Origin of the sequence: Paracoccus alkanivorans, from assembly GCF_003697785.1 — a bacterium.
Lineage (GTDB): Bacteria > Pseudomonadota > Alphaproteobacteria > Rhodobacterales > Rhodobacteraceae > Paracoccus > Paracoccus alkanivorans.
Genome location: NZ_QOKZ01000022.1, coordinates 1 through 18,945, shown reverse-complemented (window position 1 = coordinate 18,945; position 18,945 = coordinate 1). Strand labels below are relative to the sequence as shown.

Annotated in this window: 14 protein-coding genes and 2 pseudogenes; 9 read left to right on the top strand and 7 right to left on the bottom strand. The window is 59.5% G+C overall.

Features of this window, described 5'->3' with window-relative positions:
• Positions 1–180 precede the first annotated feature (180 nt).
• Positions 181–950 (top strand): IS5-like element ISPak1 family transposase gene (locus C9E81_RS22150; RefSeq protein WP_240200102.1). Its coding sequence is split into 2 segments (ribosomal slippage): positions 181–517 and positions 517–950, totalling 771 coding nucleotides; the frame shifts between segments, so codons are not numbered across the junction.
• 547 nt (positions 951–1,497) lie between these two features.
• Here the strand turns inward: C9E81_RS22150 and C9E81_RS23055 are convergent.
• Entirely contained in the window at positions 1,498–1,656 is a 159-nt protein-coding gene (locus C9E81_RS23055) for a hypothetical protein (RefSeq protein ID WP_166462015.1), read from the bottom strand.
• 274 nt (positions 1,657–1,930) lie between these two features.
• Between C9E81_RS23055 and C9E81_RS23760 the strand changes: the two are divergent.
• The 6 genes and pseudogenes from C9E81_RS23760 to C9E81_RS22120 all read left to right on the top strand — a co-directional run.
• A pseudogene (locus tag C9E81_RS23760) lies at positions 1,931–2,554 on the top strand (ParB/RepB/Spo0J family partition protein); the annotation flags it as partial.
• A 242-nt stretch (positions 2,555–2,796) separates the two neighbouring features.
• Positions 2,797–4,041 (top strand): annotated as a pseudogene (locus C9E81_RS22140) (TraB/TrbI/VirB10 family type IV secretion system protein); the annotation flags it as partial.
• Between the two features lie 4 nt (positions 4,042–4,045).
• Entirely contained in the window at positions 4,046–5,032 is a 987-nt protein-coding gene (locus C9E81_RS22135) for an ATPase, T2SS/T4P/T4SS family (RefSeq protein WP_122114534.1), read from the top strand.
• On the top strand, positions 5,029–5,223 hold the full coding sequence (locus C9E81_RS22130; RefSeq protein ID WP_122114533.1) for a DUF4177 domain-containing protein: 195 nt from the start codon (positions 5,029–5,031) through the stop codon (positions 5,221–5,223). The genes C9E81_RS22135 and C9E81_RS22130 overlap by 4 nt, the downstream gene beginning before the upstream one ends.
• Entirely contained in the window at positions 5,220–5,630 is a 411-nt protein-coding gene (locus C9E81_RS22125; protein ID WP_122114532.1) for a hypothetical protein, read from the top strand. The genes C9E81_RS22130 and C9E81_RS22125 overlap by 4 nt, the downstream gene beginning before the upstream one ends.
• A gap of 12 nt (positions 5,631–5,642) precedes the next feature.
• Positions 5,643–6,719: a TrbL/VirB6 family protein gene (locus C9E81_RS22120; RefSeq protein ID WP_056037075.1), complete on the top strand. Its 1,077-nt coding sequence runs from the start codon at positions 5,643–5,645 to the stop codon at positions 6,717–6,719.
• A gap of 291 nt (positions 6,720–7,010) precedes the next feature.
• Here the strand turns inward: C9E81_RS22120 and C9E81_RS22115 are convergent, their stop codons facing one another.
• From C9E81_RS22115 to corA, 3 genes are read right to left on the bottom strand one after another with little or no spacing between them, the layout of a single operon-like run.
• Positions 7,011–8,444 carry an alkaline phosphatase D family protein gene (locus C9E81_RS22115; RefSeq protein ID WP_122114531.1) on the bottom strand — a complete coding sequence of 478 codons (1,434 nt, stop codon included), beginning with the start codon at positions 8,442–8,444 and terminating at the stop codon, positions 7,011–7,013.
• Positions 8,445–8,499: 55 nt separating this feature from the next.
• Positions 8,500–9,465: a calcium/sodium antiporter gene (locus tag C9E81_RS22110; protein ID WP_076981238.1), complete on the bottom strand. Its 966-nt coding sequence runs from the start codon at positions 9,463–9,465 to the stop codon at positions 8,500–8,502.
• 16 nt (positions 9,466–9,481) lie between these two features.
• Positions 9,482–10,438, bottom strand: coding sequence for a magnesium/cobalt transporter CorA (corA, locus tag C9E81_RS22105; protein WP_208021251.1), 957 nt, complete (start codon positions 10,436–10,438; stop codon positions 9,482–9,484).
• A 172-nt stretch (positions 10,439–10,610) separates the two neighbouring features.
• Here corA and C9E81_RS22100 point away from each other — a divergent pair, with 172 nt between their 5' ends.
• Positions 10,611–11,678, top strand: a complete 1,068-nt coding sequence (locus C9E81_RS22100; RefSeq protein ID WP_076981240.1) for a lysylphosphatidylglycerol synthase transmembrane domain-containing protein — start codon at positions 10,611–10,613, stop codon at positions 11,676–11,678.
• Between the two features lie 176 nt (positions 11,679–11,854).
• On the opposite strand, the gene C9E81_RS22095 is transcribed toward C9E81_RS22100, so the two are convergent.
• The gene (locus C9E81_RS22095; protein ID WP_122114529.1) at positions 11,855–13,216 is read right to left on the bottom strand and encodes an ISKra4 family transposase; all 1,362 of its coding nucleotides are present in this window, start codon (positions 13,214–13,216) and stop codon (positions 11,855–11,857) included.
• Positions 13,217–14,343: 1,127 nt separating this feature from the next.
• Here C9E81_RS22095 and C9E81_RS22090 point away from each other — a divergent pair.
• Positions 14,344–15,417, top strand: a complete 1,074-nt coding sequence (locus tag C9E81_RS22090) for a hypothetical protein (RefSeq protein WP_122114528.1) — start codon at positions 14,344–14,346, stop codon at positions 15,415–15,417.
• 39 nt (positions 15,418–15,456) lie between these two features.
• Here the strand turns inward: C9E81_RS22090 and C9E81_RS22085 are convergent, their stop codons facing one another.
• Together C9E81_RS22085 and C9E81_RS22080 are read right to left on the bottom strand one after the other, a co-directional pair.
• Positions 15,457–16,779 (bottom strand): RNA-guided endonuclease InsQ/TnpB family protein, encoded by a 1,323-nt coding sequence (locus tag C9E81_RS22085; protein ID WP_166462014.1) that lies wholly within the window; start codon positions 16,777–16,779, stop codon positions 15,457–15,459.
• A gap of 241 nt (positions 16,780–17,020) precedes the next feature.
• A complete protein-coding gene (locus C9E81_RS22080) occupies positions 17,021–18,646 on the bottom strand; it encodes a hypothetical protein (protein ID WP_122114526.1) in 1,626 nt (541 codons plus the stop codon).
• Between the last annotated feature and the right edge of the window lie 299 nt (positions 18,647–18,945).

The window sequence follows — 18,945 nt, the reverse complement described above, 5'->3', positions numbered from 1 at the left end:
CTGATCCCATGATGGGAGAGCCAGCGTGCTGATCCCGAAGAGAAGCGAGGGCCCGCGAAAGACCTGAAATCCCGCCACGAATAATTGCTCGAAGGCGCTTGACGAGGGAACGCCGAATAGAGAAGGACCCATTGATTTCAGCCGCGCGGCATGATTCAGGCTCCGCAAGGAGACTGGATCATGAGCAACCTTTTCTGGCTGACGGATGCGCAGATGGCCCGCCTTCAGCCGTTTTTCCCGAAGAGTCACGGCAAGCCGCGCGTCGATGACCGGCGTGTTCTCAGCGGCATTATCTTCATCAATCGCAATGGCTTGCGGTGGTGCGATGCGCCCAAGGAGTATGGTCCACCGAAGACCCTCTATAATCGTTGGAAGCGCTGGGGCGAGAAAGGCGTCTTCGCCCGGATGATGGAAGGCCTGGCCTCCGAGGCGGCCGTTCCGAAGACGGTGATGATAGACGCGACCTATCTGAAGGCGCATCGCACGGCCTCCAGCCTGCGGGCGAAAAAAGGGGGCCCGGCGACCAGAGGGGCCGCCTGATCGGCCGCACCAAAGGCGGCATGAACACCAAACTGCACGCCGTCACCGACGCTGATGGGCGGCCGATCCGGTTCTTCATGACTGCAGGTCAGGTGAGCGACTACAGCGGTGCTGCGGCCCTGTTGGGCAGCTTGCCGGCGGCAGAATGGCTGCTGGGCGACCGTGGCTATGATGCCGATTGGTTCAGAGATGCGTTGAAAGACAAGGGGATTAAGCCCTGCATACCGGGACGGAAGTCCCGTGGAAAACCCGTCAAGTATGACAAGCGCCGCTACAAACGCCGCAACCGGATCGAGATCATGTTCGGGCGGCTGAAGGACTGGCGACGGGTCGCAACCCGTTACGATAGATGCCCGAAGGTCTTCCTCTCAGCCATCGCCCTCGCCGCAACCGTCATGTTCTGGCTATGAATCGAGAACGAGTCCTGACCCTAGGGAATCAGCATGATGGCGTCGCCCTGTCGGGCCGCGCCCCCGGTTCCGGCCTTCGGCCTCCACCCGAGCTGATCGGCGCGATGCGCGCGGCTGCGGCGCCCGGTTGAACGTCTCGTTCCGAGCCGTCCCCCCGAACCCCGGTCCTGCGCGCCCTGCCCCGACGATCTCGGCCCTGACGGGCGGGACCGCTGACGCAGGCGCAAGGCGCAGAGCGAGACAACAAGGATCGAGCGATGCGCCGGGTGGCGATCGGGCACCTACGCTACCGTCCGGCAATCGGCGGATGGCGGACAGCAAGCGGCAGATGGCGAATTACCCGTTACGATTAACGCGGAACGCATAACGCGAAACGAGCCGGGTTCGGTGGTCCGCTGTAGAAGGAACCCGGAGACCCGCGCGCAGGCGCGGGCCATGATGGACTGAGGACGTGGCGGGGGATCGACGCGTGCTGCGCCCGCGCTCACCCCCGCCCCGACGATCCTTTCATTTCCTTTTGTCCGCCACGCATCCCTGCGTCTGACGGTCAATGGCCTAGCGCCGCGCGATGCGCGTCGTCGTCCAGGCGGACCGTGTCCTCGGCTTGGCCTGCGGGCCGCACCATCCCGCCTTCCCGAGCCTTGACAGTCAGCCCCAGGGCCGCGGGCAGGGCTGCGCCCTCCCCGCTTTGCCGTCCGAAAGGCATGGGGCCTTTCGACGACAAGCAGAAAGGTCTCGCCCATCGGCGGAAAGCAGGCACCAAGCGCAACAGCAACCGGAAAGGAGGTGAGAACAATCAATCAATGGCTTGAGGCGCGGATCGCGGAAGCGTGGGCGCTCATCAGGAAGGGCGGTCACTCCGCCAAGATCGGCCACGCCTTCCTGACCCAGCACGGGGCCATGTGACCCCCTCGCCTCACCCGATCACGGGTGAGGCACCGATAACACGAACACAACGTCGCAAACAAGGAAAAGACCCCATGAAACAAGGTGCCATCACCACCGCCCCGATCCAGTATTTCCCGCTGGACGCGCTCTATCTCTCGGACATGAACCCCCGTCAGGACGTCGATGCCGACCGCATCGACCAACTGGCCGACAGCATCGTGGCCGTGGGCCTGTTGCAGAACCTTGCGGGCCTTGCCGACGAGGCCGGACATGTCGGGATCGTCGCGGGCGGTCGCCGCCTGCGCGCCCTGATCCGCGCTTTCGAGAAACACGCCGACCTGCTGGACCGCCGCCCGGAACTGGCAGAAATCCCCGTCCGTCTGGCCCCCGACGAGGCCACCGCACGGGCATGGGCCAGCGTGGAGAACGCGGCCCGCGAGGATTTGCATCCCGCCGACGAAATCCGCGCCTATGGCCGCATGGCCGAGACGGGCAGCGATGTGCCTGCCATCGCCCGCGTGTTCGCCGTGACCGAGGCGCATGTTTACCGCCGCCTTGCGCTTGCGGCTTTGCCCGCCCCGATCCTCGATGCGCTGAAAGCGGGCGAAATCACCCTTGAGGCCGCGAAATGCTTCACCGTGGCCCAGGACGAAGCCCTTGCACTCGATGTGCTGGACCGGGTGCGCGGTCAGGACGTGTCGGCCCACCGCCTGAAACAGCTTCTGCAACCCGAAGCGATCCGCGACACCGACCGCCGCGCTGTCTATGTCGGGCTTGATGCCTATCAAGGTGCGGGCGGCACCATTACCCGCGACCTGTTCGCAAACGAGGTGTTTCTGGACGATGGCGCATTGCTGGATCGATTGTTCGCGGAAAAGCTGGCGATGGACGCCGAGGCCATCGGCCACGGCTGGAAGTGGGTCGAGACCAGCCCGGAGTCGTGGATCAGCTATGATGTGGTGCCCTGCTTTATCTCCTCTCACAGCCCGAAGAAGAGGAAGCCTTGCCGACGGCCACTCCGGACGTCTTCCAAAACGAAGGGGATGGCTTTGGCGCTATCGAGACCTTGCCCCCGCCCGAGCCCGAGGTTGTGTTCGTCGGACCAGACCCCGTCGAGCCCAACGCGGAGCTTCTGGCGCAGATCACCGCCCTGCAGGCCCAGATCGAGGAGTTGCGCAACGCCCCTGAACCAGTTGTCGAGGAAGACACCGCCGCCGCAGAGGCAATTGACGCGCTGACTGCTCAGATCGCGGCGCTACAAGCCGCCTCGGAAGCAGCACAGCAACGATTTCAGGACGAACTGACGGCGCGGGATCGCAGCCTTGAGCAACTCCGCATGGATCTGGAATTGGCCCAACTCGAGGCCAGCCGACCCCAACCCGCGCCAACGGGCCCCACGGAAGATGAGCTGCGCGCGCGCGAAGAAGAGCGACTGCGCCGCGAGGAAGAAGCCCGGCGCATGGCCGAGCTGGAGCGCCGCGCCGCGGAGGAACGCGCCTTCCAGGAGCGGCGCATCGCCTCGCCCACCATCGCGTTTGGCGGTGCCTCCGGAGCGAATGAAACGGCTCTGACCGAACGCACTTTTGGCGAGGTGACAGATTTCGTGCTGAACGGCGCGCTGCCCTCGACCGTGACGCAGGCCGAGGTGATCGCCAATCCCTCCAACACGATTCTACAGGGCACCATGATCCAGGCCGTGATGGAAACCGCCCTCGACAGTTCGCTGCCCGGCCAGACCCGTGCCGTGGTCTCCGAGGATGTCTACAGCGTCGACGGCACGCGCCTCCTGATCCCGCGCGGATCGCGTCTCATCGGGCGTTACCGCGCGGGCGTCGATATCGCGCAGCGCCGCGTTACCATCGCCTGGGACCGGATCATCCTGCCCGACAACCAGACCGTCCAGATCAGCTCCTTCGGAGGTGATGAACTGGGCCGTTCTGGCGTCACCGGCCTCATAGACACGCGCTTTGCCGAGCGTTTCGGGTCAGCCGCCCTGATCTCTCTGATTTCCGCCGCGCCAAGTGCCGCCGCCTCCGAGGTCCAGGATGAGACTGCCGCCGACGTTCTCGAAGACGTTGGCGATGATCTGGCAGATGCCACGGACAGCGTCATTGGCGACTATCTCTCAATCGGCCCCGTCATCTATGTCGACCAGGGTGCCCGCGTCACGGTCATGGTCGACCGCGATCTGGAGATATTCTGAGCCCATGTCGCTGAGCTATCTCGAAACCTCGCTCGACCGGATTAACGCCGCCGCCCGCGACGACGTCATCGAGATCTGCATCAATCCCGACGGGACCTGTTGGGGCGAATTCCAGGGCGATCACTTCATGCGCGCGCTGGACCAGAGGCTGACCGGCGTTCAGGTCAGGGACCTCGGCAACCAGATCGCCTCATCGGCCAATACCACGATGAGCAAGGACCGCCCCATCGTCTCGGTATCGATCACCTACAAGGGGCGCCCGATCCGCGCACAGGTCATCACCCCGCCCGCAGTGCTCTCGGCCATGTCGATCAGCCTGCGGTTCTTCTCAAGCCTGCCACTCGAGGGCATTGCGCTCGATTTCCTCTACGGAAAAGAGCGCAAGCTCGAAGACCTGCGCGTCGAAAAAAAGCGCGCCTTGCGCGCAGTGGTGGCCGCGGGTTTGATCGATGATGCGCTGGCCTTCTGCGTCGAGAACAAACTCAACATGATCGTCTCGGGTGGCACCTCCACCGGCAAGACCGTCGCCGCGCGCAAGATCCTCTCTCACGTACCGGCCGAGGAACGCATCGTGACCATCGAAGAAGCGGCCGAGCTTCTGCCGACCCAACCAAATGCCGTGACCCTCATCGCCAATCGCGACGCAGAATTCCAGACCGCCGAAGTGCTTCTCACCGCCACGCTGCGCATGCGCCCCGACCGGATCATCCTGGGCGAGGTGCGCGGCAAGGAGGCCATGACCTTCCTCGAGGCCATCAACACCGGCCATGGCGGCTCGATGACCACGCTCCATGCCGAAACCCCGCAACTCGCCGTGCAGCGGCTCGCGATCGCGGCACTGAAGACCGAAATCCCGATGACCTATGCCGACATGATCCAGTACATCGAAAATTCCATCGATGTGATCATCCAGGCCGGTCGCCATGACGGCAAACGCGGCATCACCGAATTCTACCTCCCCGGCGCAACCGAGATTGGAATTTCCCCATGAAGACCTTTGAATACAATATCCTGACCTTTCCCATGGCCCGCAAAACCAGCCTTGCCGACATGCAGACCTGCCTGAACGAGAAGGGCGCAGACGGCTGGGAGGTGGTGTCGATCAGCTCCTCGGAATTCGCCAATATCGGGCACACCGTTTTCCTGAAACGCGAAATTACACCCGCTGGAGCCACGGCATGAGGCAGGCGCAGCACCTCACCTTGGCCGCGCTGGCCCTAAGTCTGACGCCCGCCTTCGCCGTTGCCGAGCGCAACCTAGTGCCAACCCTCGATCGCAGCTTTGACGTCTGTCCGGACCGGCCCGCCGAGCCCGTCTGGATGCAGGAAATCCCGCTCCGCCAAGCCTATCAGCGGGTTCTGGTTCAGGACATCTATCGCGCCCAGAATCTCGAGCGGGTCGTCGAGATCGGCAACTGCGACTGCGCGACTCGGTTCCCGTCCTGGGACGCGGCCGAGGCCGTGTTTCGGGAGAGCTACGCGAGCGACGAACGGTGGGAAATGCTGCAATCCTCGGACGCCTACAACCGCCGCGCCAACGCCGCCCGAACTGCCGCCCAGGCAATCTGCGACGCAGCAGGTAATTGGTAAGGCAGCCCCGCGATGAGTGTCGTCACCTACTTCGTTGAAACCTCCCAAGCCTATCTCGACACCGCCGCTGAGACCCAGTTTGGTGCGGTTGCGGCAACGGTCGGCACGCTCCTGGTTTTGGGGACAACGCTGGTGGTGATCCTCGTCGGCATCAACATGATCTATCAATATCGGGCCATGGATGGGCACACAGCCTTCTGGCTCGCGGTCAAGATCGGGCTCATCGGGATATTCGCGACCAATTGGATGCAGTTCAACGCCTTCTCGTCTGCCATTCTCTATGGGATCGACAGTATCGCGGGCGCGCTGGTGGCCTCCGTCGGCGGCGGCAGCCCGGGGCCCTCTGGAACTTTCGCTGAAGAATTCGACCGGCTGATCGCCGAGCTCGGCGATTACCTGAATGCCGCCGGGTCCGAGCTGAACTGGATGGCTGGCGCCATGCTCGACATCGTCGGTGTGCTTCTGCTCTCGATCCTCGGCGGACTGGCCGCCTTCATCCTCGTGGCCTCCCGACTGATGATCGCGCTTCTGATCGGGATCGCCCCGGTGATGATTTTCCTGACCCTCTTCGAGGTCACCAAGGATTATTTCGCGCGCTGGCTGTCCGCGCTGATTTCCTTTGCGCTATACCCCATCGTCGTCGCAGGCGTGTTCGCAACGATCACAGGCGTTTCCTCCGCGCTCATCGGTGAACTAGGCGATCCCGAAGGGGCCTCAAACATCGGCGCGCTCATCCCCTTCTTCATGATGGTGCTCATGGCCAAGGGCTTCATTATCGCCACGCCCTTCATCGTCCGCGCGATCTCCGGCAACATCATGATGCCCGCCCTCTCCGGTGGCCTCGGCGGCGGCTACAGCTTTGCCCGCGCCGCCATGGGAAGCCAGCAGGCCTACAATCGCTACCTCATCGGCGGGGCCAGTGGCGCAGAATACGCAGCCCTCAGGGCGCGGCAGTTCTTTGGCGTGCAGCAAATGCCAGTGCGGCAAGGCATGGGACAGACGGGTTCCGGAGGCGGCACAGGATCCGCAGACTCGGGATCAAAAATGCTGGCGCAGCTGGCGAGACTGGGACGGCTTGGGCGGCGGTGACAGGTCTAATGGGCACGACGTGTGAGAAACTAATATTTCGCTACACTTGCGCCAACGTCCGGTTCATTACGCTTTGCGATCCTTTAGTACGAATTGCACACGATTTGAGCATCCTCACTGGTTGCAGACCTGATTTCGTAGGACTGTCTGACCGTTCCTCCATTCCAGAGCCAGCATTCGTTCTCCAGTAGATGCTGAAGGGAACGGGACTGAGCTCCAACGTTCTCTGGGTCCGCTAGCCCGGCTGAGTTCGGTCAAAGGCAAGAATAACAATCCAAATTCAGTAGGTTGCTACAGGTGCAGCGCCTCCGTCATACCGCTCGCTTCCAGATCCCACAGCGCGGTCCAGTTCCCGGCAGTCCGTTCGAGAACCAGATAGTTCCGCTCGGCGATGTATCTGCCGGGTTGCCCGGGAAGGCGCTGCACGCGGATCGGGTGCTCGGGCAATGGGTCTTCGCCCAACCATGACAAGGCTCCCAAAAATCGTGCCCAGCCCTTGGGTGGCGCGCGATGGGCGATTCCGGAGGCAACAAGCTGGTTCAGGTGCAGGCCGCCGCCGAGGTCCATGACCGCGCGTGTCGCCAGGTGGATTTCGCCCGAGACCGCCGTGATGTCGTGCCTGTCCCGTCTTGCAAGGTCGCGAACCAGCCGCAGCATCCGGCGCCATTCCTTGCGATGAGCACGGCTCTGCCATTGGTCGCGCAGATCATCCTCGTATTTCTGCATCCGCGGGATCACCACCATGAGCGCTTCCAAGAGCGATAGCCGGGGGCCAAGCAAGGGAACGCTGGACATCAGCAAGGTATGCCCCTGCACCTCCCGCCGTGCTTCCGCCTCCATCATTGCCCAGCCGCCCATGCCCATGATCTGGCGACGTGTGCGTTCGGAGCGGAGGTCGGGGGCGAGGATGCGCAGGTCGGGGCCATGGACAGACCAGCCCATATGCTGCCCTTCGGGGTCGGCAAAGCGCGTCGGCAGATCGCCATCAGTTGTCGCCTGCTGAAACACCAGAAAGCTTTCGCGTGCGACGGCGAAGAGCGTCTGGCCCACCGGGGAATAGGTGCGGGACCGTCTGAGCGTGCCCCAGCCGTCGCAGATGTCGTGATCGTCCCATTGCATGAGTGACGGCACGCGCGCGCAAAGCCAGGCGAACTGCGGCGCGGCGTAGAGAGCAGCGTAGCGTTCCAGGAACCTTTCGCGCAGGTGATGGCGAAGATCGTCCAGCGCGGCGCAAGAGGGGTCGCGCGGGATACGCTCCGGCCAACCATGGCTGAGCTCGTGCCCCTCGGTCACCTCATCGGCATAGACCTGGTCGCCGCCGTGCAGCATCAGCGCGAAGGGCCGGTGTTGGTGTTCGCTCTTCAGCCTTTCCCACATGGCGTTCCGCTCGGAACCTTCGCGGTCCATGTCCCCCACTTCCTCGCCGTTGCAAGAAACGTACGCCAGACGCAGATCGTCGGTCAGGTCACCGGTGACCGCGTAGGTCGCGCCGTTCCAGCTGTATTCCGACTGGCGATCTGCCGGCAGCGTGAACCGCGCGCGCCAGACGCAGGCATGGTCATAGCCGGCCAGCCGTGTGGCGCGCGTCTCGCCCGCCGCAGTTGCGATCGGCGGCGGCTCATCGTCCCGCGCAGTGATGAACAGTGCGGACAGCAGCAGTTGGCTGCCTGCGACATCGTCGAGGAAAAGAACGGGGCCAATGGGCGATGTGATCCGAAAGGGCACTCTCGCATGTGTCGAGCCTGTCGCGACATCTTGCAACGGACGGCTCACGGGTGCGTCACGCTCCCGTGCCGTTTGAGAACAGGAACACCATATAGGCGGCGTAGGCGGCCAGCATCAGCGCACCCCAGAGCCGACCGATCGACTTCGTGGCAAAGAGCAACGCCAGAAGCAGCAGGGCGGCTCCCAGCATCACCGGCGTATCGATGAAACGGAACCGCGCCGTGACTTCGATGGGTTGGATCACGACCGTGACGCCGAGGATCGCGAGGATGTTGAAGATGTTCGAACCGATTACGTTGCCCAGCACCACGTCGGAATGGCGCCGGATCGCGGCGACGATGGCGGTGGCAAGCTCGGGCAGCGAAGTGCCAATGGCGACGAGCGAAAGACCGATCACTGCATCGGGCACACCGAAATCGCGCGCGATGTTCACCGCACCCTCGACCAGCATGTCCGCCCCGAACACCAGGGCGACGATGCCGCCGATGGCCAGAACCGGCGCAAGCCAAGGCCGCGGCAGTGGAATGTCCTCGAATTCCTCCGCCTCGTGCTGAAACGTCTTCGCCTCGCGATCCCGCTTTTCCAGCCAATAGCTGGAGAACAGGTAGCCTGCGAGGACAACGAGCATCGCAATGCCCTCCATCCGGGTGAGGACCTCGCCCTGAACCAGCACAAAAGCCGTCAGGGAGACGAGCGTTGCCACCAGCGCCTCGCGCACCGCCGTGCGGTCCCACCCGAGGATCGGCGTGATCACGGCCGCCACGCCGACGATCAGCAGAACGTTGGCGATGTTGGACCCAACCACGTTTCCAAGTGCGATTTCGGGCGTACCGTCGAGTGCCGCATTGACGGAAACAAGGAGTTCCGGCGTCGAGGTGCCGAACCCGACGATGACCAGCCCGATGAGAAGCTTCGAGATGCCGAGGCGCTCCGCTATCGCAACAGACCCACGCACGAGTCCCTCGCCGCCGAGGAAAAGGAGAACAAGGCCGGCGGCCACAAGAAGTAAATCGTGAGACATTTCTTATCCTTATTTTTCAGAGCCAGCCGTGGCGCTTGAAATAGACGTAAGGCAGGATTGCCGACAAGATCATCAGCCCGATGGCGAAGGGATAACCGAGCAGCCATTTCAATTCGGGCATGTGCTCGAAATTAATGCCGTAGATCGAGGCGATCAGAGTCGGCGGCAGGAAAACGACCGCGGCCACCGAGAAGATCTTGATGATCGCGTTCTGCTCTATGTTGATCATGCCGAGCGTCGCATCGAGCAGGAACGTGATTTTCTGGCTGAGGTAGCTTGCATGATCCGCAAGCGAACGGATGTCGTGTGACAGCGTCTTAATCCGTTCGCGCAGTTCCCGCGGGCTTTTCATCTCCAAGGATTGCTGGCCGAGGAACCCTGCGACGCGTTCAAGGGTGACGAGACTGTCTCGGATATTGGAGGTCAGGTCGCCCTTGCGGCCGATGGACTCGAGAGTTGCCTGGAAGTCCTGCGCTTTCGTGGGCTTGCCGTTCGAGCGGCGGAATACCTGGCGGGAGATCGCATCGATTTCCCTGCCGTCGCGTTCAAGGATGTCGGCGAGACGGTCGACAACGGCCTCGAGGAGCGCGACGAGAACGCCTTCGCCGGTCTCGCTGCCCATGGACACCTTGGCAGCCCGCGTCGGAAAGGTCGTGAAGGCGCGGGGGTCGTGATACCTGACCGTGACCAGCGTCCTGTCCGAAAGCACGAAGGAGACGGGCAACATCTCTGGGTCATCGCCATCGGCATGTGAAGGCAGGATCGCCGTCATGAAAAGCGCGCCATCTTCAGTGTAGAGACGGGAGGAAATCTCGATCTCCTCCATTTCCTCACGGGTCGGCACGTCGATGCCGAGCAGTGCCTCGATCTGGGCTTCCTCGTCGCCTACTGGGCTGAGAAGATCTATCCAGACAGCGGTCGCGTCGGGTTTCGGGAGCCCCTCGTGGCGGCCAAGCCTGCCGTCCTCATGCACATATGCTGTGATCACGCGCTAAGCCTCCCCTCGGTCCGATGATTGTCGAGGTGTCGCGCGCACCCCGTTTCTGATGGCAAATAAGCTGTCGGATCAGAGAATTACAGGGGAGTATTGTTGTTTTGTGTTCCTAGCGGAGATATCTGCCAAAACACAATACGAGGGGCATCCAATGCAGGAAGAGAAACAACAGCGCCAGAATGGCCAGGCGACCCTCTGGGGCAAGCCATCAGCCTGGCTCGTTTCGGCCGCCTTGTTCATCGGCCTGACAGCGACCGGCTTTGTCTTGGTCTCATCGATGTTCGGAGGCGAACTTCCACGTTTCGACGCAAGGTTGGTCCAACCGCAGGCTTTGGCCCTGATCCTCGGTTTTCTGGTGGTCTACTTTGTGTCTGACGGGCTGAGGCTCTACTTCGTCCTGCGCACGATCGGAGTCGGGGTGAAAATTCGTGAGATTTTCCCCCTTGTGTTCATCAACATCCTTTTCTCGAATGTGACACCCCTTGCGACGGGCGGTGGTTTCGCGCAGGTCTGGTACCTGCAACGGCATGGCGTGGCCGTTGGCAGTTCGGCCGCGGCGACGACGATCCGGACCATTCTCGCCATGCTGACGATCTTCCTTGTCGCCCCGCTCTTTCAATTTTTGCACCCGGGATCTTCGCCGAACGGATTTGCAAGGATCACCCTGCAGTCGCTGTCAGGATTCATCGTGCTCTATCTCGTTGGCTTCCTGATTGTGCTGCGCCGCCCCCACTGGATCGCAACACTACTCGGCCGACTTCTCGCGCTTACGTCTCGCATTGGTTTCCTGGGCACAGATAGACGGGACCGCTGGGCCAATGCGGTGCACCGCGAGACGGCGGAATTCTCGGCAAGCTTTGCACGCTTCGTCCGGGGATCGCATCTTTATGCCCTAGCGGCGGTAGCTTGCACGCTCGTGTTTCTACTGACGCTTTTCGCGTTTCCGGCGCTCTTGTTGGAAATTCTCGATTATAATGTGGATTGGTTGACGGTCATCGGGACGTTGTCGGTGGTGACGTTCCTGATGTATTTCGCACCGACCCCTGGCGGTGCTGGATTTGCGGAACTGGCCTTCGCCGGGTTCATGGCAGGCCGCATGGCCCCCGATGACCTTCTGCTTGTCATCTTCGCATGGCGGTTCCTGACCATTTATCTCGGCATGGCGAGCGGAACAATCGTTTCGATCCTCGTCCTTCGGCGGAAAGCGCAGCCAGGATGAACCGTGCCCTACTCTCTCTCTTCTTCTATGCAAACCTTGCAATCGTACTGACAATCGCGGGATACCGTGTCTATCTCTACGCATCGGCGCCGGATTCCAGCGCTCTTCTTGTCGGTCAGATTGAAGCGATCGAGGCCGAGGTCGCGGCGGATCGGGGAGTGGACAAAACATGGGGGTCATGCGGCGCGTTTTCTGTTTGCGACGGTCAGCCGACCATCGAGAACTGCGGCCCTTGTGACGGCTACTCGGTGAGCCCCTTTGGGCGACCACCGCATCCTTCTGCGCTTTCCCATGCGGGCATTGGCAATGTCATCGACTGATCCTTCGGCACGAGATGACGAGATGGGCAGCCCGTTACGGTACCGTCGACCATAGTCGACAAGGGATTCCATGTTGTTCGCGAGATAGGTGTACAGTGTCCCGCATCGGGCCTGCACACGAGCGGCAGCGGTGCGGACAGCCAAAGGTTCTTCCGCAAGGCGGGTGCAATCGTGCATGAGCCCTTTCAGATAAGTTTCCGCGACCCGTGCTCTGCCATGCCACAGCCACCAGCGAAGGCTTTTCGCGGGGCGCTGGAACAGCACCGGAATTCCAGTGAATCCCGGTATCTGGACCAGACCCTGAACGGCGGCCTCGACATGTCGAATACGCATCGAGATGTGCCACCAGTCGAGGATATGCTTCACCTGGCCGTCGCCACCCATGGCATTCCGTATGAGGTTCGGGAGAGCAAGCTCGCCATCAGAGATTACCGTCAACAGACGGCCCGGCTTCCATCCAAAGTCTGACAGCTCTTCTCGCATCCGGCTGCCTGGCGATGCCGTCGCATTGGCGACCAAGCCAAATCGTCGGCACATATTGCGACTTTCAATCTTACCGACCACAAGATCCAGGTGTCGCTGCTGATACTCCGGTCGACAGCGGATATGCGCACCGTCCAGAAAAACCGTCAAACCCCCTTTGGGAAGTGCTTCAGCGGGATCGCCTGATGCCCTTCGACTTTTCTCGAGCCCCGTGGCTACTCTTCCCAACCGGTCACGCACCGTGGTGTGATGGGGCGGATGGCAGGGGAGGAAGCTTTTCATCAGCCGCGCGGCTTCGCGAAAGGAATGCCGGGACCCGAGTTCCGCATGGAGCCGCTGCAGCTCCGGGGTAGCCCGGTCAGGAAAGAAATAGGCCAGCGGAGAAATAGGTCCGCCGGGCATCGCCGCTGACCTGGCATCACACGAACAGCGGCGCAAGCGCGCGGCTTTGACCCGAACCCGCCCAAAGAGCGTGTCGAGATCGCGCGTGCGATAGTCATGAATGGCACGAACCGAGGCGCAATCCGGGCATACGCGGCTTTCTCGGATGATTTCCTCAACCTGATCGCAAAGAATTGCCCGCTGAATCTGTTCGACAACCCTCTTCCCATCCTCGAGGCGCAACCCGATCCCGTCTGGACAGGTCACCCGGTAGGGTCGTGAAATGCCGTCAAGCTGATGAGTGCGCTTCTCCCCGTTGTCGAAGGTAGTTTCGATTGTAATCCGTACGTCCATGGCAGCCCCACACGCAAAGAACTCACCTTAGCACGGGCCGCAACGACGAAGATGACCCCCATGTTTTGTCCACTCCCTATACCAAGCCAGTGAGAAGGGCTGATATTTCGGCTCAATCTCGTGAGTTACAAGGACAAGTATCCTTCCTGCACAGTTACATACACGATACTGGCGACCAATACCGCGACACCAACAATCGCCACAGTATCAAGAAAACAATTTTCGTGAGCGGGACGGCGGCGCTTTAGAATAAACAGACCCAACCTATAGAGGACAGAAGAATGTCGGATGATGTTCATAAAAAGTCGTGACATTTCTGCGTCAGATCGTGAAACTGGTGGAAGTTGGCGACCTGGAACAAATCGCTCTCGAAGTTCGACATGCGCGGCAATTATGCGAAAAAGGTAAGTAACCTTGATAGGACTGGTCAACTATGAGGAAAGCAAGCGCCCCGCATGCCAGGGGAAAATCGAATTTACTTATGAGCTTCAGCTAACCCGGCCAACGGGACGAAAAATGACTTATCGTGCTTGTGTTATTGACGGAAAACTAATCGAAGTACTCGTGACTCGCAACAATTCAACTGCGACTTCACACTGGGTAAGCATGAACCCAAATCATCACCGTGCTCTTTATGCAAAGATAGAAAACGAGTTACACTACCATAAAGCAAATGGATTAATCACGCCTGGCAAACAGAAGTAAACGCTTACTCATCAATTGAAAGCGCATAATGAATAATAGATCACCTGACTCCAGAACATTACTTGATGGCATTTTGATAGGCGTGGCTCTTTCCTCCCTTGTTTGGCCTCTCTCACAATGGATCCTTGGACTCAATGCATATGAAGCATGGGGTGGCGTATGGGGCGCATATTTCGTGATTGTTATTGCTGTAAAGGTTTTCGATAATAGATAAATATCTATCAAAAAAAGGAGCCGTTCGTTGTGCGGCACACGAACTGCAGCAACAATTGGGGGAGCAGAGCAACAGCCGAAATATCTATCGTCAGGCGGCCCGAAGTTGCAGAAAAGCGACTGAAAATACGTATTACAGTTTGTGATGACAGCGAATCAGGGGTTAGGGTTGAACCCAAGTGGTTGGTAACAATATCAGGATAGGTACTGTGTCGAATGAAACGATTACTGCGCGGGTATTCACGGCGCTGAATGAAAATCCAGATATCACGATTGAAGAACTCGAAAAGGACGACAAGCGATCCACGGTAACTGCTGCGCGCAACTTTTGGCGCAAGACGCGACACAAGATCTACATGTCTTCGTCATCGGTTTCGGATCCAGTTGAGACGGCCCGGAAAACCCTTCTTAGGGCGGCGAAGCAGGGACTTACCGAAGCGCAAGGACGCGATCTTGCAATTGATGCGGGCGTTGCTCACGGAACGGCTTTTGCCGTTGCTGCACAAGTCTATCGAGATTTTCGGCGCCAGCAACCAAATCTGAAAGGTTCTCGCGGAAGCTGGACTGTTGTGACGGAAAACGGCCTAGAAATCCCCGTCTGTCACAACATCCGTGTCGATTGGACACAAAATCCTCCCCACTACAATGATGCCTTTAAGAAGGTTAGCAAGAAGTACGAACACTGGCTGTTGGCTCTTAAGAATGGATATGCCGTTATTCAAAAGGGCAAAGTGGAGGAAGGGGTCGAAACGCGAGCGCGTGACAGCTACCTGGGCATCTACAGGATTGATCAGCTTAAAGAAAGACTTGCACCGGATGGGAAGACTGCCACAGTTACCTTCCGATTGTTAGCAGAAGAATCAGGAGTCCCGAAAGTTGCAATAACGACCGGTGGAATGCGGGTCACCACCGAAAGGACGGACGACCTTCGCAATGCACTTCTGACCATCGCATACAGAGCAGAGCGGACAACGAAACAATCCGGCAAAGAGACCACGACTATCAGCAAGTGGAAGGAATTCGGCTTCCAAAGTGCCGATGCCATGGCGGACCACCTGGAAGGCCTCTATCATAGGCAGGAGGGATTATGTGCGCTGTCTGGAGTTCGTATGACCCTCACGGCGGGTGAGTGGTGCGTAAGTCCAGACCGCATCGACAGTAATGGGCATTATACCCCGGACAACCTCCAGCTCGTCGCAAATTGTGTCAATATGATGAAAGGGGCTACGCCGAACGATCAATTTCTGGTTCAGTTGGAGACAATTAAAAAAGTAGGTAGTTAGGCGAAGCGGCGTGCAATGCTGGCCAACTCTTCATTCCCTTTAACATCTTCCCGGCCCTGAAGGACCAGGATTTTCCCTCTCCCAGGCCACGGCATCGAGCCGCTCCCCGAGAGATCGAGTTGACGCTTCACAGGGGGCCTGCGCCTTACCCTCCACGTCCAGTAACGGAGTGCTCCCCCGCCGATACCTGTCCGGATCCAATGCCAGGGACAGGATGATTTTCGCCGCGTTGACATCGGCATTGGCGGCCGCGCCGCAGGATGTGCAGGAAAATATCGCTTGGCTATCGCGATTTCCCGCATCGACATGTCCACAGGCGGCACAGGCCTGGCTGGTATAGGCGGCAGGAACCTTGACCAGGACCCCGCCGCTTTCCTCGAGTTTGTAGGCCAGCATCCGCTCGAACCCGAACCAGCCCACATTCAGGATCGCCCGGTTCAACCCGGCCTTCTGGGCAACGTTCTTACCCGGCTCCTCCATCGTGCCCCGGGCGGAGCGGGTCATGTTCCGGATCCGCAGATCCTCGATCGCCACCATGCCGTGCTCATTCGCCAGTCGGCGGGCCAGGACATGGGCGGTATGCGCCCGTGCCCTGGCATCCCGCGCCTTCAGCCGGGCCAGCCGCCGACGGGCCTTTGCATGGCGTTGTGAACCACGGCGCCGGCGGGACAGCTGTTTCTGCGCCCGCCGGATCGTGGCATCGCGCTTCTCGACGCTGCCGGGCAGATGCTCGAGCTGGCCTGTCGAGAGCGCATAGGGCACGGCCACGCCACGATCGACACCGATGCAGGCCTCTGGGACAGGCCGTTCCGCGATCTCGCAACGCGTGGCGATCGAGATCTCCCAGCCCCCACCGGCTACACGGCGGATGGTTGCATTGCGGATATTCAGCCTGCCATCGCCCATTTTGCGCAGGGTCCGGCAATCGCGGTAGCGGATCCAGCCGATCTTCGGAATCCTGACCTCCGACCAGCGGCTGTTCAGCCGGCGAATCGAGATCTCGCGGCCGACATGGCGGAAGACGTCATGGACATTACGCTTTCGGGGTTTCGGGTAACCCGCACGGCCCTCGAAGAAATTGGCATAGGCGCGGTCGAGATCGATCAGTGCCTGGTTCTGGGCCGTCTGGCTGACGGAGCCAATCCAGGAAAATGCTTTGCGGAGATCCGACAGTTCCCCTGACATGCCCCTGGCGCCGAAGTTCCGCGACGCGCCACCACCATAGGGACGACCGCCCCAGGTACGGCGCTGTTCGAGGGCGAGGTTGTAGACGAGGCGCACCACCCCGGCCGTCTGTGCCAGAAGTACCTCCTGCTCACGTGTCGGCTTCAGCCGGTAGACATGTCCGCGGATCGCCTCCATGTTCTGAAAATAGGCAACTGGAGCCCTGACCTCAAAAGAAACAGTGCGTTTTCCACAGCTGTCGACTCGAAGAGGTATTGGATCGCCAACCATGGCGACACTGCTGTATTCTTTCCCTGTCCCTCCCCGACCTGAAGGAAGGGGCTTCAAGGGAAATTGGGTGATTCATCCAGCTGTTGCTGCTGAGAAGCCCCAAATCTCTATTAGGAAAGTCGGCTACATGCTCAAATTCGTAAGGACACTAATTATCTGGAAGGAAAACCTTCAGTTGGTCCAACTGCGACCTCAGCGCATCAGTGGTGATCGGGACGTAATACGGCCATTCCATCAACAGGACCTTGTTCATCGCGAGAAGATCACGCTTCTTCTGATCGCGTGCCTGTGCATTCTTGAAGCCCTCCTCCCCACCGAACAGTGAGATCGGTTCATAATGCTGCTGCCCCTGGTATTCGATGGCTAAATTTATCTCAGGTATGTAGATGTCTACCGACTGCCTGCCAAGAAAATGCGGCCGCCATTGATGCTTGGCGTTTGGCCAAAACATCTTCACAAGATCATACAATGCAACTTCCGAAGCCCAACCTTTCCCGATCTCAGGAATAGACCTATCGCGACGGAACGCATCTTCTGCTTGGATCATATAGCCCGCAAAAAGCTTCTCAATACCTCCGAAGTCATTAAGTATGTTGAGTGAGAAGATGCGCCCACGAGGAGTCGTATAAAACGTGAACTGCCGGTAAAGTTCCCGTAAAGCTTTGTAGTCTGAGGCCGGGGGCCTCTCGGGCAACATTAACTTGCCGTAGTCAGGGCTCAGGACGCCGATGCTTTCAAGTAACGGCGGGTAGTTCTGGATTTCGTTATCCAGATAGTTGAGGAACTCATTGAATTCTTCTATCAGGCGACCAGAGACCAGGGAGTTCCGCGCGTGTTTCCGTGCAATGAGACGGATGTCGTCGGACTTGACTGGGCTGTTAGTCAGGTACCTCAGGTAAATAACCTCATCCAATAGAACCTCCCGGTCAGCGCCGGGTATGGATTCAATGATGGCTAGAGCCTCATGGAGCCGGCCTGAATCAGTAAGGTCCAAGCAACGCTGATAGAGAGGATCAGGATCCCATGGCGGGGAGTTCCGCATGTCTGGCAGATCATCAGGCAGTCCATTTCCATCATATCCTCGAAATTGATCACCCAACACGCGAGCCCTGGTACTGTATCGAGACGCGTTGTTATTGTCGGACCAGATCCGAGCAATTGGCAGGTCAGGATCAAGAGGCATTGCTGTCCAGGTGTCTCCTTGCTGGACTCCTTCCGGCCGTGCCACATAGCCGGTGTTAAAGCCTTTTGAACTCAAGTCTCCGTCCCCCCCGCCGCCGAGTGTTTCGACCAAACGTTCAAACAGCATCACCTGGTCCTTTGTCGTGCCCAAAGAGACAAGGACACGACCCGTTCCCGAGATCTGTCGAAACGAGTATTCGGCATATCGCACCAACTGTTCTGCCCGAAGACGTCGTGCGCCGTGCCCCTCAAAAAAATGCAGCCTGTGAGTTATTTCGGACGGGAAGTTGGGATAGTTGAGTGGGGCCAGATGGTCCGCTTTAGGTTTGCGTTTCTTTGGAGGGGGCTCAGGGCCAAACTCATCAAGCAATCTCCCGCAAAGCTCTGAAAGTTTGGAAAAGTGCATGGCTGCTTGACTGCCCGCAGTACGCTTTGCAGAAAGCGTGTCGTAGAGTTTCATCCACTTGGCCAAATCGGCACGATGCGATTCCCGGCTCCACTTGTTCTTCAGAGATGTCTCGTGCAACTTCACCGCTTTAGTGAAAGCGACAAGACCGTCATCACCGAGTGATGGTGGGGGCGGCTTGATCATTCAATAAGCTCCATCACATATGTGGCGTCCTGGTGCGCATTGCCGTCAACGATATTATGCAAGCCAGACACTATGTTCTTTAAGTCCTTGTCGTCCAGAATTTCCTGCCTTCATGCCAATTATCAGCGGATCGCTTCCAGTGCTAAGCAATGGTTAGACCTGCTATAACGGGTGTTGCAACCATCCAGAATTGTCGCATGCGGCGCAAAGCAGAAATGTCACCGCAGACCAGCAGGGCCGGCAGCCGGGCAGGGCGGAGACATCAAATATCGCAGCGCTGACCGGCTGCCTTGTAGGAA